Genomic DNA, 17,185 nt, shown 5'->3' with positions numbered 1-17,185 from the left:
TAGGTGGGCAGCCGATGAATGCTCCAGGGGCACCGGGTCGGCGCCCATGCGAAAGCGGCCCCGGGATTTCCCCCGGGGCCGCGCGCGTCGCTGCACGTCCTGTGCAGTGCCGATCAGAACGTGATGCTCCAGCGGTTGAGCGTGCCGGTGTCGGCGCCGGCGTTGTCCGACACCCGCAAGAGCCAGGTGCCGTTCTTCGGCTCGCCCGACAGGTCGACGGTGTAGGTGGCGTCGATGTTGTCGGCGCTGCCGCCGGTGCGGTTGTGCAGCACGTACTCGCTACCGTCCGGCGCGACCAGGGTCACGATCAGGTCGCCGATCCAGGTGTGGGTGATGTTCACGTACACCTCGGTCTCGGAGGCGGCGTTGCCGCTGGCACCGGACACGGTGATCGGGCTCTCGATGCCGGCCGGGGTGTTGTCCGGGATCGGGAACGGCGTGTCGTTGGCGTAGGTTTCGCTCAGGCCGTGGGTGGCCACCATCCGCACGCCGGCGTAGGCGCTTTCCCCGCGCACCAGCACGTAGTACGTGCCCGGCTCGGGGTCGGCGATCACGATCGACTCGTTGTTGCCCGGGCGCATCGAACGCCAGTCGTACGCCGCGGTGGTCGGCACCTCGTCCAGGCTCACGTACAGCGAGATGTTGCCGCTGCCGGTGTAGCTGCGGAACGTCAGCGGACCGGTGGCATTCTCCGGCACCACCAGGCGGTAGAGCGTGTCGCTGCCCGCCGCGCCCGACAGTCCGGTCACCAGTTCACCGTTCACCAGATCGGTCGCGTCCGGCGTCGCCGCCACGTCCACGGTGGCCGTGTGCGTGTCCGTGTTGCCGTCGGCGTCGGTCACCGTCAGAGAGACGGTGTAGCTGCCATCGGCGGCGTAGGTGTGGACCGGATTCTGGTCGGTGGAGGTGTTGCCGTCGCCGAAGTCCCAGGCCCAGGACAGGGTGTCGGCGTCATCATCGGTCGAGGTGTCGGTGAAGGTCACCGTCAGTTCTTCGGCGGTGAAGGTGAAGCCCGCGACCGGGAGCGTCGGATCGGTCGGGGTGGAGTCCAGGCCGTCGATGAACTCGGCGCCGGTGCCCGCGGGATCCAGCCAGTTGCTCAGGCGCGAGGCATTGGTGCCGCCGCCGGTCCAGGACACGAACACGCGGCCGTAGTAATCGCTGTGGTCCGCGCCGGTGGTGGTGCAGGACGCCAGGCCACCGTGCAGCTGGCCGATCACGCGACCGTCCGGGCTGTACAGCGGCGAACCCGACGAGCCGCCCTCCGTGGTGCCGGGCTGGTCCCAGAACACGTGCAGGTGGCTGCTGCCGGTGGCGAAGTAGCCGCTGATCTCGAGCGGATTGGACGAGTGCGTGATGCGCTTCTCGGCCACGCGCGGGTGGTGGATGCCCGTGGCGCCCGGGAAGATCGTGTCCCGACGGTCCCAGCCCGACCAGTACAGATCGAAGTCGGGATTCGCCGCCGCGTCGAGCTCGAGCAGGGTGAAGTCGGACGTCGCGTAGCTGGCCAGCGGGGTCGCGCCGGTCTGGTTCTGCGCCAGGCTGCCGTCGCCGTTGGCGCCGCTCTCGGCGCTGCCCGGGGTGCGGCAGGTCGAGTTCTGGTAGTTCCAGTACACGACGATCGAGGCCGCCGCGTCGGCGGTGCCCATGCCGCAGTGGTTCGCGGTCAGGAAGTACATCGACTGGTCGTTGGCGGTGTTGTTCACCAGCGAGCCGGTGCAGTAGAACGTGCCGAAGCGCGAGTACGCGCCGACCGAGCGGATCTGGTCGCGCCAGCCGTCGCCGGCCGGGCACACCACGTCGATGTTGCAGCTGCCGGACACGCCCGACGGCTGCACCAGGCCGCTGCGCGCGAGCCCGTCGAAACCGACGTAGTCGTGGTTGACGCTGGTCAGGCGCAGCCGCAGCTCACCGGCGCGCGCCTTGGGCACGACCACCTCGATCACGGCGTGGTCGCCCTGCACCACCGGCGTCCACAGCTTGCCGTGCGGCTTGTTGTCGGCGCTGGTGAAGCTGCGGATCAGTTCCTGGCTCGCGTTGCGCCCGAGGCCGGCCGGATAGACCAGCATGTGTCCGCCTTCGGGCATGTGGTATTCGCTGAAGCCGAAGTTCAGCGACAGCGCGTCCTTGGACTGCACCCGCAGGCGCCAGACCAGGCGGTCTCCCGCTGCGTCCCAGTCGCCGGCGGTGGCCGGGGTGATGTCGACCGCGAGCGGGGCGGCGAAGCGAACCGGTGCATTGGTCAGTTTGGCCGAGCGTCTGGCGTCCTCGGCCCGCAGGCGGGCGACATCCACGCCCGGCATGCTGCGCACCTCGACCGTGTGCTCGGCGGGCAGCCTGTCGGTGAAGGCCGCTGGCCTCACGTCGCTGGCCGCGGCGTGGGCCGCGGCGGCGGACAGCATGCCCGCGATGATCCAACCGGTAATCCGTTTCATTCCCGTTCGACTCCTCTCGTGATCGGCTTGCGCCATAGGAAAAGCAAAGCGGCACGCCGGTCGCCCGGGTGCCGCCCCTTCCACGTCATCTCCTCGCGATGTCCACAGGCCGTTGCATCAGAACGTGATGCTCCAGCTGTTGATGTAGCCGGTGTCGCCGGCGTAGTTGTCGTTCACGCGCAGCCGCCAGGTGCCGTTGAGCGGCTCGCTGGACAGGTTGAGTGTGTAGGTGCCGATCACGTTGTCGGCGCTGCCGCCGGCGCGGTTGTGCAGCACGTAGACACTGCCGTCGGGCGCGACCAGGTCCACTTTCAGGTCGCCGCGGTAGGTGTGGCGGATGTCGACCGCCACCGGCGTGCCGCTAGGCGCGTTGCCGCTGCGGCCGGAGACCGGGATCGGGCTTTCGACCGTGGCGTTGTCGGCGATGGCGTAGTCGGTCGTGTTGCTGTAGGTCTGGGCTCCGCCCCCGCTGCCGGCAGTGTAAGACCCGCTCAGGGTCACGCCGGAATAGGCCGAATAGCCGCGCACCATCACGTGCCAGGTGCCCGACTGCGGCGAGGCGAACGAGCAGGACTCGGCATTGCCGCTGCGGTACGGGCGGCAGTCGTAGGCGGACGTGGTCGGCGCGCTGCCGCGGCGCACGTACAGGTCGGCATCGCCGCTGCCGCCCGAGGTGGCGATGACCAGGTTGCTGGCGTCGGCCGGGACGTCGATGGTCCAGTACTGCGCACTGTTGGCGGCGCCGGACACGCCCGTGACGGGAACGCCGTTCTGCAGCACGCTGCCGCCGCCGCTGGTGCTGACCGTGACCGACTGGGTCCGGGTGTTGGTCGCGCCGTCGTCGTCGGTCACGGTGAGCGACACGCTGTAGGTGCCCGCGGCGGCGTAGGTCTTGGACGGGTTGGCGGCGGTCGAGGTGGTGCCGTCGCCGAAGTTCCAGCTGCGCGATGCGATCGAGCCGTCGCTGTCGCTGGAAGTGTCGGTGAACTGCACCGTCAGGCCGCTGGGCGAGGCGCTGAAGTTCGCGCTGGGCGGGGTGTTGCCTCCGCTGCCGCCGCCGACCGCATCGACCGCTGCGCGGGCATTGACGATGCCGGCGCCGATCGGCTGCGAGGGCGTGGAGGGGAATGCGCGCGCGGTGCTCTTGATCGTGGCCTCCACCTGCGCCGGGGTGAGCGGCGTGGACGCCACCGACTGCATCAGCGCGACCACGCCGGCCACGTGCGGCGCCGCCATCGAGGTGCCGCTGTAGCTGGCGTAGTTCGGCGAACCCGGTCCCGCGCTGCCGCTGTTGAGGGTCGAGACGATGCTCGAGCCAGGCGCCGAGATGTCCACCAGAGCGCCGTAGTTGGAGAAGCTGGAGCGCGCACCGGTGCTGGTGTTGGACCCGACGGCGATGACGTTGTTGCAGTTGGCCGGCGAGAAGCCGGAGACGTTCGCGTTGCTGTTGCCGGCGGCGATGACCACGGTCGAGCCGCGGCTCACCGCGCCGTTGATCGCGCTCTGCATGGCGCTGCCGCAACTGCCGCTGCCGCCCAGGCTGAGGTTGATCGCCTCGGCCGGATTGGCGTTGGCCGGCACGCCGCTGACGCTGCCGCCGGAGGCCCAGATCACCGCGTCGGCGATGTCCGAGTCGTAACCGCCGCCGCGGCCGAGCACGCGCACCGGCACCACCTTGGCGCTGTAGGCGGTGCCGGCGACGCCGACCCCGTTGTTGGTCACCGCCGCGACCGTTCCGGCCACATGGGTGCCATGCCAGCTGGACGGGTCGCCGCCGTAGTAGTCGCCCGGGTCGCTGGGATCAGCGTCGCGGCCGTTGCCGTCGCCGGCGACCGCGGTGTCGATGATGAAGTCGTAGCCCGGCAGCACGTTGGCGTTGAGGTCGGGGTGGCTGGTGATGCCGGTGTCGAGCACGGCGACCACCGCGCCGGCGCCGCTGGTGACGTCCCAGGCCTCGGTGGCGCGGATACCACCGGCGCCGGTGCCGAAGCCGTATTGCTGGCCGAACTGCGGATCGTTCGGGGTGAACACCGGCCGGTTGATCTTGTCGACCTCGACGTACTCGACGTCCGGGTGCGCGGCGAGCGCGCGCATCAGGGTCTCTGCATCGACCCGGTCGAGCTTGCGGCTGGCCTTGAGCACGTCGGCGCCGACTGCCATCCGGCGCTGGTGCGCCAGGCCCAGCGCAGTGCCGCGCGGCAGCCCGCGCAGCGCCTGCGAGCCACTCACGACCGCGGCCGCGGCGGCGTCCAGCCCGCGCTTGCGTGCGGCGGCATCGGTGGCGGCCGGCGCATCGGACCGGTACTTGACGATGAACTGGTCGAACGCGGTATCGGACTGCAGCCCGCTCAGCTCGACCCGGCCGGCCATCGCGGGCGACGCGATGGCGGCGGTGAGGGCGAGCGCGGTGGCGGCCGCGAGGGCATGCAGGCGCATGCGGCGGTTGGACTGGCTGGACATGGACTGGTGACCCCCGGAAACGAAAGAGCCGCCTGGGGCGGCGATCGGGCCGGCCGGCACGGGACCTGAGGGTGGTCGAGCGTGGAACATCCCTGTGTCTCGCGTCATTCGACGTGAATGCGGACTGACATAACCGTCCGCAAACTGACGCTACACGACAGCTGAACCGTGCCGCAACGGGCACTTGGGAATCAGTTGCATGTGAAATCGAGACACAAGTCACGATTCCGCGATGTCGAGCGCTGTCTGCTGCCCTACAGCATCCCGGTCTCGAGGCGCGCTGCCTCGGACATCATGGTCCGGTTCCACGGCGGGTCGAACACCAGTTCGACGTCGGCCTCGGCCACGGTGGGGATCAGTTCGAGCTTGCTGCGCACGTCCTCGACCAGCACGTCGCCCATGCCGCAGCCCGGCGCGGTCAGGGTCATCTTCACGTCCACCGCGCGCTCGCCTGCGGGCAATGGGCGGACCACCGCCTCGTAGACGAGGCCGAGGTCGACCACGTTGATCGGGATCTCCGGGTCGAAGCAGGTGCGCAGCTGCTTCCACACCAGCTGCTCGACCGCGGCGTCGTCGGCGCCGTCAGGCAGCGCCAGCGGCTCGGGCGGTTCCTTGCCGATCGCATCGGCGTCCTTGCCGGCGATCCGGAACAGGTTGCCTTCCACGAACACCGTCCAGCTTCCGCCCAGCGCCTGGGTGATGTAGCCGACGCTGCCCGCGGGCAGGGTCACGGCCTCGCCCTGGGGGACCAGGACGGCCTCGCTGTCGCGCTCGAAGCGCACCGGTTCGCTGCTGCGGGAATACATGGAGGCTGGATGGGGGCGAAGGCCCGTCGTGCAAGCCGGTCATTGTATCGCCGCGGCCCGGCTATCCTGAGCGGCCTTCCTGCAACGCAGCCTTCCGCATGCCGCCAGCGCGCCCCGCGTCATCCGCCTTCGCCCTCGGCTGGCTGCTGCTGGGCAGCCTCGGCGCCGCCGCGGCCTGGGTGCTGGTGGCCATGGCGCTGGACGCGCAGAGCAGCTGGATGGCGCTGGTGGCCGCGGCCGACGCGGCCCTGATCGTGCGCCTGGTGCGGCTGCGCCCGGGGCTCGCCCGGGCGGCGCTCGGGCTGGCCTCGACGCTGCTGGCGGTGGTCGCGGCGAACTGGGGCATCGTCGCCGCCTGGCTCGGCGGCTACATGGGCCTGCTGCCGTGGGAATCGATGCTCAAGCTCGGCAGCGGCTTCGCCTGGCTGCTGGTGCAGCTGTCCAACAGCCCGGCGGACATGGCCTGGATCCTGTTGGCGCTGGTCGCGGCCGCGGTCGCGTCGCGCTGACGCGCGAGGCCGATCCGCGAACCGATCGCCACGCGGGGTGCCGCGTTCGCTGGCCGGCGCAGACCGCGCGCGCGCCTAGTGGCCGCCGTCGAGCGCCTTGAGCTCGCTCACCAGCGCGTTCGCCATCTCGCTGCCGTCGCCGTAGAGCATGCGCGTGTTGTCGGCGTAGAACAGGGCGTTCTCGATGCCCGCGAACCCGGTGCCCTTGCCGCGCTTGATGACGATCGTGTTCTTCGAATTGACCACGTCCAGGATCGGCATGCCGTAGATCGGGCTGGCCGGGTCGGTCTTCGCGACCGGGTTGACCACGTCGTTGGCGCCGATCACCAGCGAGACGTCGGTGTTGGCGAACTCGGGGTTGATGTCGTCCATGTCGGCGATCAGGTCGTAGGGCACGCCGGCCTCGGCCAGCAGCACGTTCATGTGCCCGGGCATGCGCCCGGCCACGGGGTGGATCGCGAACTTCACCTTCACCCCGCGCTCGATCAGGCGCTGGGTCAGTTCCCAGATCTTGTGCTGCGCCTGGGCCACGGCCATGCCGTAGCCGGGCACGATCACCACGCGCTCGGCGAAGGCCATCATCGCCGCGACGTCGGCGGCCTCGATCGGCTTCTGGGTGCCGCTGATCTCCGCCGCCGCCGCGCCGCCGCCGCCGAAGTTGGAGAACAGCACGCTCCGGATCGAGCGGTTCATCGCCTTGGCCATCAACCGCGTGAGCAGGATGCCCGCCGCGCCCACCATCATGCCGGCGATGATCAGCGCCTCGTTGCCGAGCACGTAGCCCTCGAACGCCACCGCCAGGCCGGTCAGCGCGTTGTACAGCGAGATCACCACCGGCATGTCGGCGCCGCCGATCGGCAGGGTCATCAGCACGCCCAGCGCCAGCGCCACCAGGAAGAACGCGACGATCCAGTGCACTCCCAGCGACCACACCACCAGCCCGCCGAGCACGATGGCGGCGGCGAACACCAGGAAATTGAACACCTGCATGCCGGGGAAGGCGTAGCGCTTGTCCATGCGCCCGTCGAGCTTGGCCCAGGCGATCACCGAGCCCGACAGCGCCACCGAACCGATCAACCCGCCCAGCACCGCGAGCACCAGCGGCACCGTGCCGCTCGCCTGCCCCGCCGCCGACCAGCGCAGCAGCTCGACGCCGCCGATCGCCGCCGCCGAGCCGCCGCCGAGGCCGTTGTACAGCGCCACCATCTGCGGCATGTCGGTGATGGCGACCTTCTTGCCCGAAACCCACGCCAGCGCGGTGCCGATCGCGATCGCGGCCAGGATCAGCGGCACGTTGTGCAGGTCCGGCAGGAAGAACGTGGCGACGGTGGCGATCACCATGCCCAGCCCGGCCCAGCGGATGCCGCTGCGCGCGGTCTTGGGCGAGGCCATGCGCTGCAGGCCGAGCAGGAACAGCGTCGCCGCCACCAGATAGCTGGACTTGACCAGCAGGTCGACCAGGCCGGCGCCGCTCACGTCCCGCCCCCGGCGCCCTTCGATGCGGCCGGCTTCGAAGACTTGAACATCTCCAGCATCCGCTCGGTCACGACATAGCCGCCGGCCGCATTGCCCGCCCCCATCAGCACCGCCACGAAGCCGATTGCCTTTTCCAGCGTGGTGTCCGCGTGCCCCAGCACCACCATCGCGCCGATCAGCACGATGCCGTGGATGAAGTTGCTGCCCGACATGAGCGGCGTGTGCAGGATCACCGGCACCCGCGAAATGATCACGTGCCCGGCGATCGCCGCCAGCATGAAGATGTACAAGGCCACGAACCCGTCGATCATCCCCCACTCCCCGGCTGCGCTGCGGATGCCCGGCATCATAACCGGGGCTGAACCGCGCCGGCTGCGGTCAACCCGCACCACCCGCAGGCGTTCCCCACACGGACCTGCGGAGTTTCGAGTGCAACCAGACCGATGGACGGTGGATTCGACATGAGCCACGGCGGCCCGACGCCGATGCCGGATGCCCGCGCGGGTACGCTGGCGTCCGTGGACATTCCCGACGCCGCCCCCGCCCCGGTCGCCGCGTTGCCGGCGACGCTCGAACAGTTCCTGTCCGGCGTGTCGGCGCGCGCGTTCCGCTTCGCCGAACTGGGGCTGCGCCACCGCGACGATGCGCTCGACGCGGTGCAGGACGCGATGGCGAAGATGCTCGGCTACCGCGACCGCCCGCCGGCCGAGTGGACGCCGCTGTTCTGGTCGGTGCTGCGGAGCCGGATCATCGACGTGCAGCGCAGGCGCACGTTCCGGCTGACATGGCTCAGCGATGCGCGCGATGCCGACGGCGGCGAGATCGACTGGGCCGACGAGACCACGCCCGACCCCGCGCGCGCGCACGATGGCCGCGAGGCCTGGAGCCGGCTGGCGCAGGCGCTGCGCGGCCTGCCCGCGCGCCAGCGCGAAGCCTTCACCCTGCGCGTGCTCGAGGAGATGGATGTCGAGACGACCGCGAAGATCATGGGCTGCAGCGAGGGATCGGTGAAGACCCACCTGTTCCGCGCGCGCGACGCCCTGCAGAAGCAACTGGAGGAATTCCGATGATCCCCGAAGACCGCGGCCACGCCCGCTTCGACCAGGCGATGCGCGCCGCGCACGCCAACGCGGTGGCGCACGTGTCCGCCGCGACGCTCGCGCAGCTGCATCGCCGCCGCCACGCGGCGCTGGACACGGCGTCCGCGCGCCCCACGCGCTGGCGCCTGCCCGCGGCCGCGTTCGCGTCGCTGCTGGTGGTCGCCGCCGGACTCGGCATCGGACTGCGCTCGTCGGGCGACGGCCCCGCACCGCAGGCCGCGCCGCCGCTCGCGGTGACCACCGACCCCGGGATCGAGGGCGTGCTCGACGACCTCGACCAGAATCCCGACTTCTATATCTGGCTCGCCTCGGGCGATGCCGACCTGCTCGCGATGGAGTGACCCATGCCGCTGCGAACCCGCCTGATCGTCCTGTGCCTGGCGCTCGCGCCGCTCGCCGCGTTCGCGCAATCGACCGCGGCCGACGCGCTGCCGGCGTGGGACCAGCTCACGCCCCAGCAGCGGGACCTGCTGCTGGCGCCGGTACGCGAGCGCTGGAACAACAGCCCGCCCGCCAAACGCCAGCACATGCTCGACCACGCGCAGCGCTGGCAGGCCATGACGCCCGAGCAGCGCAAGCACGCCCGCCACGGCATGAAGCGCTGGCGCGACATGCCGCCCGAGAAGCGCGAGCAGGCACGGGCCCTGTTCGAACACCTGCAGACGCTGCCCGAGGCCGAGCGCAAGGCGATGGTGCAGCGCTGGAAGGCGATGGGGCCGGACGAACGCAAGGCCTGGGTCGACGCGCATCCGCCGCGCGATCGCGCTGGAGATCCCTGACCGGTCACCGCTGCGTGGTCACGCGGCGCACCCCGCGACCGCCGACAGGCACGAGCCCCGGGGACGCGGTTCCCTGGGGGAGTCACGCGCAGCCGGCAGTCGCCTGCGGACACCATCGTCCGCCCGGTGTCACCTCGGCCCGCGGATAGGCGCGGCGCCGCAACCGATGTCCCGCCGGCTCGCCGCGCTCAGCCGGTCGCGCGCTCCGGCCACACCGTCTTCGCGAGCAGTTCGTCGTCCCAGTCGAACGCGAGCGTGCCGTCGCGCAGCAGCAGCGAAACGAAGTTGTAGAGGTTGCGGGCGAACATCTCGCTCGCGTGCAGCGCGCCCTGGCTGGCGAGGTCGACCGGCCCGGCCACGACCACGCCATTGCCGGTCTCGATGGTCTGCCCGCGTTCGGTCAGCTCGCAGTTGCCGCCGGTCTCGGCGGCCAGGTCGACCACCACGCTGCCGGGCTTCATGCCCGCCACCATTGCCGCGCTGATGATCTTCGGCGCCGGTCGCCCCGGCACGGCCGCGGTGCAGACGATCACGTCGATGCCCTTCAGATGCTCGGCCAGGCGCTGCTGCTGCAGCGCCCGCTCCTCGTCGGTGAGCTGGCGCGCATAGCCGCCCTCGCCCGCTGCGCTGACGCCGAGGTCGAGGAACCTGCCGCCCAGCGATTCGATCTGTTCGCGCGTTTCCGGGCGCACGTCGAAACATTCCACCTGCGCGCCCAGGCGGCGCGCCGTGGCCACGGCCTGCAGCCCGGCCACGCCCGCGCCGACGATCAGCACCTTGGTCGGCCGGATGGTCCCGGCCGCGGTGGTCAGCATCGGGAAGAAGCGCGGCGCCAGCTGCGCGGCGATCAGCACCGCCTTGTAGCCGGCCATGCCGGCCTGCGAACTGAGGATGTCCATCGCCTGTGCGCGGGTGGTCCGCGGCAGGCGTTCGAGCGGGAAGGCGACGACGCCGGCCTCGCGGATCGCGGCTCCGCGCGCCTCGTCGGCCTGCGGCTGCAGCGCACCCACCAGCACCGTGCCGGCCTTCATCGCGGCGATCGAGGTGGCGGGCGGCGGCTGCACGCACAGCACCACGTCGGCATCGACTAGCGCATCGCCCTGCACCACCTCGGCGCCGGCCTCCACGTAGGCCTGGTCGGTGAAGCGCGCGAACCGCCCAAGCCCCTGCTCGACACGCACGCGGGCCCCGGCCGCCACCAGCTTCTTCGCCGTCTCCGGCGTCAGTGCCACGCGCCGTTCGCCCGCCGCGTGCTCGCACGCCACCCCGATGGTCACCGCCATGCATTGCGCTCCCCGCGACTGTCGACGCCATCCTAGCGAATCGGCCACCGGGGCGCGACGCAGGTCAACCGCCCGGTTCGCCCGCCTCCACGGCCGCGGCGATCACGCCCAGGGCGTGCTCGACCGGATCGCCCGCGACCAGTCGCCGCAGCTCACCGCCCTCGATGGCCCGCTGCATCGAGGCGGCGTCGAGCACCGACTGGCGCGCGCCCTGCGCATCGACCAGCAGCGCGATGCCGCTGAGCGGGCTCAGCCACGCCAGCGTGAGCGCCTGCCGCGTGCCGTCGTCGAGCGTGCGCGCGAAGCGGTCGCCGACGGCGATGCCTTCGATCTCCATCGCATGCGACGCCGACGACCCGGCCGCGGCCGCGAGCGGTTCCGGCGGATCCGATCCCTTCGGCGCATCCGGATCGGCGAATTCGGCCACCAGCCTGGACAGCTCCAGGGTGGCGGCATCGTCGTGCAGGCCGCCAATCGCCAGGCATTCGCGCAGTCCCGGCTCCAGCTGCAGCAGCCGGCCGGCGATCGCGTGGCCGTCCGATTCGGCATCGAGCGCGACCAGCGCCTCGCCGATCGCCAGCGCATCGCGATAGCGCGCCGAACCGCTCCCGTCGCGCAGCCAGATCTGGACCAGCCACTGGCGCCAGTGCTGGGCCAGGAAACCGGCAAGCGTCGCAGGCAGCCGCGCCTGCGTGCGCAGTTGCGCGAGTGCCTCGTCCGCGTCGGCACGCGCCGCCTCCAGCCGCTCGCGTCCCTGCATCGACTGCCACAGCCGGGTCGCCACCGCGTCGGCACGCCGGCGATGCGGCTCGGCCTCGGCGTCGATCCGGGCCGCCAGCGCCTCGAGCTGGCCAGCGCGCGAGGTCTGGTCGAGCATCAACGCCGCCGCGGCCTCGTCCCCGATCCGCTGCATTGCGCGCTCGACCGGTCCGCGTGCGGGGTTCCCGTCCCACGCACGCACGATCGACGACAGCACGCGCAGCACCGGACGCAGAGGCGGATCGAACAGCCCCGGATCCTCCAGCGCGAACCGCAGCAGCGGCAGCGCGAGGCGCTGCAGTGCCCGCGCCTGTGCGTCCGACAGCGCCGCATGCGCGGCGAGCGTGTCCACCAGCCGCCCGACCACCTCGATCGACGCCTCCTGCCAGGGCGTGCGCACCGCGCTGCCCAGGCCGATGCCGATCCCGACGCCGATGCGGTCGAGGCCGGCGCGCAGTCGCGCCGACGTCGGCTGCGCGTCTCCCGGCGCCGCGTCCAGTCCCACGCCCCGTTCCGACTGCAGCAGCGAGAGCAGCGAGTCCATCTCCTGGTCGCGGATGCGTCGGGGCACCGACTCGGGTTGAGGCTCGGCCCTGCGGCGTCCGGCGAGGCGGCTGCGCAGCCGATCCTGCGCCGCGCCCTCGTCCGGACTGCCGGTGCCGGCGCCGGCATTGGCCGCCGGCGGCAGGCCGCTCAGGAAGGCGCCTTCGTGCCCGGTCGACAGCTCGCAGCCCGCATCGGCCAGGTAGCCGTTGCTCCACTGGTAGACCGCGGCCAGTCGGTCCGACGCCAGCTTCGCGAAATGCCGCAGCACCAGGGCGTGCACGCGCACGCTGGAATCCAGCGCGGTGAACGCGCGCAGGAAGGTCTCGGCCAGCGCGCGCGGAGCAAAGGGATTGCGGGGATGCGATTCGCCGCCCATGCGCGCGGCGAGGGTGTACAGGCGCCGGTCGACCAGGTCGACGATGTCGCGGAAGCGATGTTCCAGCGCGTCGATCACCGGCGCACCGACCAGCTGCGCGCGCAGGTCGTCCTCCGCCATCAGCGTCAGCTGGCCGCCGCCGATCGCCTTCATGCGCGGCCAGCCCTCGAGCAGGACGTCGATCTGCTGCTGCCAGCGGGTCTCGTAGACCAGCACTTCGCGCAGCAGCAGCGAGACATCGGCGCGATCCTCGATCAGCGGCGGCGACGGCGGATTGGCTTCCGCCCGCGCATCGAGATCCTGCAGGGCGGCCGCGAGCGCATCGCGCATCCACGGCACCACCCGCGCGACCATCCCTGCGCGCAGCCCGGCGAGGATCTCGCCCGGCGCCTGTGCGCCCGCCGCGCCCTGACGTCCGTTCACCCGCCCCCCGCTGATCTGACAGAGGCACTAGGATAGAGCGGCGCGCCGACCGGCTCCCAAACGCGTCGTTCACGAACCCGCCCCGCGGCGCCCGCGGCGGCAGGAGGCACTGGCGCCGGCACCCGGCCGGCGTAGGTCAGGAGACCGCGCGAACCTGCGGCCCGGTGCCGCCCTCGGCGGTGGCGTTGATCCGCTGCCAGAGCTGCTTCATCGCCTCGTCGAAGGGCGCATCGACCGAACGCACCTGGGCCCGGCCTTCGGCGACCATCACCGCCAGCTCCTCGGGCGAGACCACCATCTTGCGCACACCGCGCCGGTTCACGATCAGGAACCGCCCGGTGAGCGGGCTGATCCAGGCGATCCGGCCGGCGCTCTCATGGCCTTCCTCGTCGATCAGCCGCAGGCCCTGGCCGACGCGCAGGCGGCGCATGCGCGCGGCGATCGCCGGATCGAACGCGAGCTGGGCGCTGCCGCCGGCAACGCGCAGCACGCCGTCGTCGGCCCCGTCGCCGGCCTCGGCCAAATCGTCGTGCTGCGGCTGGTGCACGGTCCGCGGCGTGTCGGGCAGGGCCAGGGCCGAGATGATGCGCGCCATCGCGTCGCGTGCGGCGGTGGCCTCCATGCCGCAGCTGGCGTAGCACTCGCCCAGCGGCACCTGCAGCGCCAGCAGTTGCCGGGCGACCACGGCGCCACGCACCTCGGCCGCGTCGGCGTCGACCTGGACCATCGCATCGCCCAGGTTGATCGCGGCGAGGTGGCGCTGGGAATCGGCGCCGTCGCGCAGCCAGGTCTGGGTGAGGTAGTGGCGCCAGTGACGGTCGAGGAAATGCGCGACCGCCGCGGTCATCGACCGTCCCGACAGGCGCGAGCCCACCAGGTCGGCGGCGCTGCGGCGCGCCTGCTGCAGGCGTTCGCGGCCATGGATGGCCTCGGCGGCACGCTTTTCGGTCAGTTCGGCGCGCCGCCGCTGCTGGTCCAGATGGTCGCGCAGTTCGGAGGCGGCCAGTTCGAAGATCGCCTGGTCGTCGCCGAACTCGCCCACCACCCGGTCCACCGCGTGGCCGGCCTGGTTGAGGGTTTCCTGGTCCTGCGGGGTCTTGCCCTCGTTGCCGTCGCAGGCCTCGGTCACCGCGTCCAGCAGGCGGCGCGCGGGATGGCTGCGGCGGTTGAACAGCGAATCGTCGGTCAGCGCGACCTTGAGGTAGGGCACGACCAGCTTGCCGTACAGCTGTCGCGCGTCGCCGACCAGGTCGTTGGCGTCGAACAGCGACTGGAACAGGATGCCGACCAGGTCGATCGCGTCCTCCTCGTCGCTGCTGAAGTGGGTGTGGGCCGGATCGAAGCCGATCTGGCGCACGCCGCTGAGCAGGGCGTGGCGGATGACGTCGGCCAGCGGCCGCCCGTCCTCGCCCGCCAGCACCTTCTCGAAGGGCTCCGGGTCGTCCCCCTGCAGCAGGGAAGCCAGGTTCAGCAGTTCGGCGGTGTCCAGCACGTGGCCACCGGTGGCGAGATCCTCGGCGGCGAGTCCGTCGCGGGCGGGGTCCAGGGACGCGCCCACGGCGCTGTCGTCCGGCGCGCGCGCGCGCCAGGCACGCAGCTGGTCGCGGACCAGATCGCGGTAGCGCAGCGGCCGGCCGGTGGCCAGGGCCTCGGCCAGCACCTGTTCGCGCACCCGGCCGGTGGCGGCCGCTTCGCCGGCGCGCGCAGGGCCCGCATCGGCGCGTGACGCTCCGCCACCGCCAGCCGCACCCGGGCCGCCGCGGGCGGCGTCCGCATCGGCGCGGCGCGATCCCGCGCCATCGTCGGCGCCGCCCAGGTGCGGGACCGTGCCTCCATCCGGGACCCATTCGCCCTCGGCCGCCTCACTGCGCGGTGCCGGGGCACGGCCGCGGGCATTGCGGCCGGACTCGCGTTCCGGCGAACCGGAGAACGAGGCGGCATCGAGGATCGCGTTGGCCTTCTCGTACAGCTCGCCCAGCACCTTGGGCAGGCGCTTGTCGAACTGCTGGAACACCATGGCCCGCAGGCCGACGGTCAGGTCGTCCGGCCCGAACAGGGCCACGAACGCATTCACCGGGACTTCCGGGCGCAGCGGGCTCGGCCGCTTGCGGGCCACGCCGAGGGCCTCGGACAGCTGGCGCAGGCGCTCGTCGAGCTGGGCCAGCGGGTGCAGGAACTGGTGGTCGAGCAGCTCCGTGATCTGCTGCCCGGCGAGGTGGATCTCGAGCTCGGACTCGGACATCAGGGTCAGCGAACGCTCGCGCTGCGGCGAATCCGACGCCTGTTCCCAGCGCGCGAATTCCTTCTCGATCGATTCGCGGAAGCGGGTGGCCAGCTCCAGCGCACGATGGCTGAGCGCCATCACCGCGACCCGGTCCTCCTGCACGGCGACATAATCGTGCCCGGCCAGCGCGGCCAGCCGGACCTGCTCCTCGATCCCGCTCCAGAACCCCGACAGCACGCCGCCGAGTTCGGTCACCGCCTCGTGGCGGAGCGCTTCAAGCACGCGTGCGGGCGCGTGCAGGGAGCCTGCGCGGCCCGGCGGAAATCCTGTCGGCACGGCACGGAGGGACATTTTGGGGGGACAATGCGCAAGGTCGAATCGCCTCGACATCATTCAGCTTAACCGGTCCGCGCGTCTGTGACTGCATCCGCAAATACTTCCGACCCCAACCCGATCCCGCTCGACGCCCGCCGCTCGGTGCCTGCCCGCCAGCTGGGCGAGCCCGGTCCGGACCAGGCCACCCTGCTGCGGCTGCTGCGTTCGGCCGTGCGCGTGCCCGACCACGGCAAGCGGGTGCCGTTCCGGTTCGTGCGCATCGCCGGGTCCGCACGCGCGCGGCTGGGCGAGGCGCTGGCCGGGATCACCCTGCGCCGCGACCCCGACGCCGGCGACGCCGCGCTCGACAAGGACCGCCAGCGCTTCACCCATGCACCCGTGGTGGTGGCCGTGGTGGCGGTGCTCGATCCCGACGACCCGCAGATTCCGGACCAGGAACGCCTGCTCACCGCGGGCAGCGTGTGCTTCGCGCTGCTGCAGGCGGCGCAGTCGTTCGGATTCGGCGCCTGCTGGCTGACCGGCTGGCCGGCCTACGACCGGGACGTCCACGGGTTGCTCGGCCTCGGCGCGCACGAGACCGTGGCCGGCTTCATCCATATCGGCACGCCGCGCCTGGAGGCCCCCGAGCGCGAACGCCCCGATCCGCGCGCCCTGCTGTCCGACCTCGACCTGTGAGCGCCGGCCCCACGCCGGCGCCGGCCGCGGGCGCGCCGCTGTACCTGGTCGACGCCAGCCTGTACGTGTTCCGGGCCTGGCACTCGATGCCCGACGAGTTCCGCGACGCCGACGGCCACCCGACCAACGCCGTGCACGGCTTCGCGCGCTTCCTGCTCGAACTGCTGGAACGCGAGCGCCCGCGGCATATCGCGGTGGCGTTCGACGAAGCCCTGGACAGCTGTTTCCGCAACGCCCTGTACCCGGCCTACAAGGCCAACCGGCCGCCGGCGCCGGACGAGTTGCGACGCCAGTTCGTGCACTGCAAGGCGCTGGCGGCGGCGCTGGGACTGAACGTGCTGGCGCACGGCGAATACGAGGCCGACGACCTGATCGGCAGCGCCCTGCACCAGGCGCGTGCGCACGGCCACCGCGGCGTGATCGTCTCGGCCGACAAGGACCTGTCGCAGCTGCTCGACGGCCCCGACGAGCAATGGGACTTCGCCCGCGACCAGCGCTGGGGCGCGGCCGGGGTGCGCGCGCGGCACGGCGTCGAAGCGCACCAGATCGCGGACTACCTCGCCCTGTGCGGCGACGCGATCGACAACATCCCCGGCGTGCCGGGCATCGGCGCGAAGACCGCCGCGGTGCTGCTGGCCCACTTCGGCAGCCTGGACGCGCTGCTGGCCCGCGTCGACGAGGTCGGCTTCCTGCGCTTCCGTGGCGCGGCGCAGGCAGCGGCGCGCCTGCGCCTGCACCGGGCGCAGGCGCTGCTGTGCCGGCAGCTGTCGACGATCGCGCGCGACGCACCGCTCGGGGCGGCGGCACCGTCGTTCGCTCGCGCAGCGGTCGACGCGGCAATGCTGGCCGACCTGTGCGAACGGCTGCGCTTCGGCCCGCTGACCCGGCGGCGGATGTATGCGGCCGCGGGGCTGGAGTACGCACCGGCGGGCTAGCCGCCGGCGCTGGCGGACCCGATCGCACGCGCGGCGCGATCGCGGCAGCGCCGCCGTCGCGCC

General features: G+C 71.9%; 14 protein-coding genes. 6 read left to right on the top strand and 8 right to left on the bottom strand.

The window, feature by feature from the left end; genetic code table 11:
- Positions 1–113: 113 nt before the first annotated feature.
- From QFW80_RS17285 to sufT, 3 genes are all read right to left on the bottom strand, one after another.
- Positions 114–2,435, bottom strand: a complete 2,322-nt coding sequence (locus QFW80_RS17285; RefSeq protein WP_280603351.1) for a proprotein convertase P-domain-containing protein — start codon at positions 2,433–2,435, stop codon at positions 114–116.
- Positions 2,436–2,552: 117 nt separating this feature from the next.
- Entirely contained in the window at positions 2,553–4,895 is a 2,343-nt protein-coding gene (locus QFW80_RS17275) for a S8 family serine peptidase (RefSeq protein ID WP_425603604.1), read from the bottom strand.
- 254 nt (positions 4,896–5,149) lie between these two features.
- Positions 5,150–5,701, bottom strand: a complete 552-nt coding sequence (gene sufT, locus QFW80_RS17270) for a putative Fe-S cluster assembly protein SufT (protein WP_280603349.1) — start codon at positions 5,699–5,701, stop codon at positions 5,150–5,152.
- 98 nt (positions 5,702–5,799) lie between these two features.
- On the opposite strand from sufT, the gene QFW80_RS17265 reads away from it, so the two are divergent.
- Positions 5,800–6,210: a hypothetical protein gene (locus QFW80_RS17265; RefSeq protein ID WP_280603347.1), complete on the top strand. Its 411-nt coding sequence runs from the start codon at positions 5,800–5,802 to the stop codon at positions 6,208–6,210.
- Positions 6,211–6,285: 75 nt separating this feature from the next.
- Here the strand turns inward: QFW80_RS17265 and QFW80_RS17260 are convergent, their stop codons facing one another.
- Both QFW80_RS17260 and QFW80_RS17255 read right to left on the bottom strand, forming a co-directional pair.
- Positions 6,286–7,686: an NAD(P)(+) transhydrogenase (Re/Si-specific) subunit beta gene (locus QFW80_RS17260; RefSeq protein WP_280603345.1), complete on the bottom strand. Its 1,401-nt coding sequence runs from the start codon at positions 7,684–7,686 to the stop codon at positions 6,286–6,288.
- The gene (locus QFW80_RS17255) at positions 7,683–7,997 is read right to left on the bottom strand and encodes an NAD(P) transhydrogenase subunit alpha part 2 (protein ID WP_280603414.1); all 315 of its coding nucleotides are present in this window, start codon (positions 7,995–7,997) and stop codon (positions 7,683–7,685) included. The genes QFW80_RS17260 and QFW80_RS17255 overlap by 4 nt, the downstream gene beginning before the upstream one ends.
- Before the next feature lie 174 nt (positions 7,998–8,171).
- On the opposite strand from QFW80_RS17255, the gene QFW80_RS17250 reads away from it, so the two are divergent.
- Genes QFW80_RS17250 through QFW80_RS17240 form a run of 3 tightly spaced genes read left to right on the top strand, consistent with a single transcriptional unit; the run spans position 8,172 to position 9,565 of the window.
- Positions 8,172–8,756 carry an RNA polymerase sigma factor gene (locus QFW80_RS17250; RefSeq protein ID WP_280603412.1) on the top strand — a complete coding sequence of 195 codons (585 nt, stop codon included), beginning with the start codon at positions 8,172–8,174 and terminating at the stop codon, positions 8,754–8,756.
- A complete protein-coding gene (locus tag QFW80_RS17245) occupies positions 8,753–9,127 on the top strand; it encodes a hypothetical protein (protein ID WP_280603343.1) in 375 nt (124 codons plus the stop codon). Before QFW80_RS17250 ends, QFW80_RS17245 begins: the two co-directional genes overlap by 4 nt.
- Positions 9,128–9,130: 3 nt before the next feature.
- The gene (locus QFW80_RS17240; RefSeq protein ID WP_280603342.1) at positions 9,131–9,565 is read left to right on the top strand and encodes a DUF3106 domain-containing protein; all 435 of its coding nucleotides are present in this window, start codon (positions 9,131–9,133) and stop codon (positions 9,563–9,565) included.
- Between the two features lie 188 nt (positions 9,566–9,753).
- Here the strand turns inward: QFW80_RS17240 and QFW80_RS17235 are convergent, their stop codons facing one another.
- The 3 genes from QFW80_RS17235 to QFW80_RS17225 all read right to left on the bottom strand — a co-directional run bounded on the left by QFW80_RS17235 (position 9,754) and on the right by QFW80_RS17225 (position 15,458).
- Entirely contained in the window at positions 9,754–10,848 is a 1,095-nt protein-coding gene (locus QFW80_RS17235) for an NAD(P) transhydrogenase subunit alpha (protein ID WP_280603341.1), read from the bottom strand.
- A 64-nt stretch (positions 10,849–10,912) separates the two neighbouring features.
- Entirely contained in the window at positions 10,913–12,952 is a 2,040-nt protein-coding gene (locus QFW80_RS17230; RefSeq protein ID WP_280603340.1) for a DUF1631 family protein, read from the bottom strand.
- A gap of 136 nt (positions 12,953–13,088) precedes the next feature.
- Positions 13,089–15,458, bottom strand: a complete 2,370-nt coding sequence (locus QFW80_RS17225; RefSeq protein ID WP_280603339.1) for a DUF1631 family protein — start codon at positions 15,456–15,458, stop codon at positions 13,089–13,091.
- Positions 15,459–15,593: 135 nt separating this feature from the next.
- Here QFW80_RS17225 and QFW80_RS17220 point away from each other — a divergent pair, with 135 nt between their 5' ends.
- Both QFW80_RS17220 and QFW80_RS17215 read left to right on the top strand, forming a co-directional pair.
- Positions 15,594–16,187, top strand: coding sequence for a nitroreductase family protein (locus QFW80_RS17220; RefSeq protein ID WP_280603338.1), 594 nt, complete (start codon positions 15,594–15,596; stop codon positions 16,185–16,187).
- Positions 16,184–17,122 carry a 5'-3' exonuclease gene (locus tag QFW80_RS17215; RefSeq protein ID WP_280603336.1) on the top strand — a complete coding sequence of 313 codons (939 nt, stop codon included), beginning with the start codon at positions 16,184–16,186 and terminating at the stop codon, positions 17,120–17,122. The genes QFW80_RS17220 and QFW80_RS17215 overlap by 4 nt, the downstream gene beginning before the upstream one ends.
- Positions 17,123–17,185 lie beyond the last annotated feature (63 nt).

This window comes from Luteimonas rhizosphaericola (genome assembly GCF_029888045.1).
In the GTDB taxonomy this organism is placed as follows: Bacteria; Pseudomonadota; Gammaproteobacteria; order Xanthomonadales; family Xanthomonadaceae; genus Luteimonas; species Luteimonas rhizosphaericola.
Note: the sequence above shows the minus strand (reverse complement) of the source record. Positions and strands in the feature narration are given on the sequence as shown.

Coding starts and splice junctions, on each gene's coding strand:
- QFW80_RS17285 (WP_280603351.1), bottom strand. CDS start 2,435: ATGAAACGGATTACCGGTTGGATCATCGCGGGCATGCTGTCCGCCGCC.
- QFW80_RS17275 (WP_425603604.1), bottom strand. CDS start 4,895: ATGTCCAGCCAGTCCAACCGCCGCATGCGCCTGCATGCCCTCGCGGCC.
- sufT (WP_280603349.1), bottom strand. CDS start 5,701: ATGTATTCCCGCAGCAGCGAACCGGTGCGCTTCGAGCGCGACAGCGAG.
- QFW80_RS17265 (WP_280603347.1), top strand. CDS start 5,800: ATGCCGCCAGCGCGCCCCGCGTCATCCGCCTTCGCCCTCGGCTGGCTG.
- QFW80_RS17255 (WP_280603414.1), bottom strand. CDS start 7,997: ATGATCGACGGGTTCGTGGCCTTGTACATCTTCATGCTGGCGGCGATC.
- QFW80_RS17250 (WP_280603412.1), top strand. CDS start 8,172: ATGCCGGATGCCCGCGCGGGTACGCTGGCGTCCGTGGACATTCCCGAC.
- QFW80_RS17245 (WP_280603343.1), top strand. CDS start 8,753: ATGATCCCCGAAGACCGCGGCCACGCCCGCTTCGACCAGGCGATGCGC.
- QFW80_RS17240 (WP_280603342.1), top strand. CDS start 9,131: ATGCCGCTGCGAACCCGCCTGATCGTCCTGTGCCTGGCGCTCGCGCCG.
- QFW80_RS17235 (WP_280603341.1), bottom strand. CDS start 10,848: ATGGCGGTGACCATCGGGGTGGCGTGCGAGCACGCGGCGGGCGAACGG.